The following is a 906-nucleotide window of genomic DNA, read 5'->3' as shown; positions in this document are numbered from 1 at the left end:
GATTGGGGATGACCGCCTCAACTTGCTGCCACTGCAGTTTTAAGCGTTCATCAAGTTCTTCCTGATAGAAAATGTCATCGGGATCCAATTCCTCTTCAGGATCATGGCCTCCCATGAATTCCTGGTAGTTTTCGATCTCATCAAGCCGGAGCATATTCCGCTGGAAATTGTGACTTGAAGTTTTGTAATAGGATTTGCAGGCTTCGATGGTGGTGTTACTCAAGAAGGTTTCAATGTGGTTGGGGTCTGTGATGCTGTTCCGAATTAGCCAGAGGCGTAGAAATGCCTCGCTGACGATGCTGGCTGCATTGGTGTCATCTTTAATGTACCGACTTCTTTTATAGAATAAAGAAGGGTAGAGGCGGTTGTAGAAGTACTCCAGGCCCTTTTCATCACCCTGACTGAATTTGTCGAAATAATGTTGGCTTTCAGTTAATCTATTGTATTTCATAGCTCGTATTTTATACGAGTCTTCGCGGGTATTTTTAGAGCTATGCTATAGCGGGCTCTATCTTCCGCACTACAAGGTTCCGACACCTTCAAAAACGGAATAACGACAGAGCCCATAGCACTATAGCGGTACAAAAGTACGCATATTACTACGGGCATTAATCTATCGTCTCGTTTTGAATGCAAATTGTCGGAATTTGTAGTCGAGACTCTTTATCTAATGCCTTAATTTAAAATCACTTGAGTTAGTAACTCAATATACAATTTTACATAAATTGTATCAAAATAACAAATAAAAAAGTCAAAATGTTACGATTTGTAAGTTTCAATTTGTCGGATGGCAAAAGTATCTACAGCAATCGTTGGCAAAAATATCAAGTCAATTCGCGAATCAATTGGATTGTCACAAAAGGACTTTTCGATTCTAGTAGGCGTATCACGTGCAAGTCGCAAGTC

General features: G+C 40.4%; 1 protein-coding gene. It reads right to left on the bottom strand.

Annotated features, from left to right (window positions below; all coding sequences use genetic code 11):
• Positions 1 to 451: RNA polymerase sigma factor (locus tag AC1DG9_RS27375; RefSeq protein WP_477635737.1), on the bottom strand; the 451-nt coding region annotated here is incomplete at its 3' end.
• Positions 452 to 906 lie beyond the last annotated feature (455 nt).

The organism is Pedobacter sp. 05L430 (genome assembly GCF_056397585.1).
This window is presented reverse-complemented; position numbering and strand designations above follow the sequence as displayed.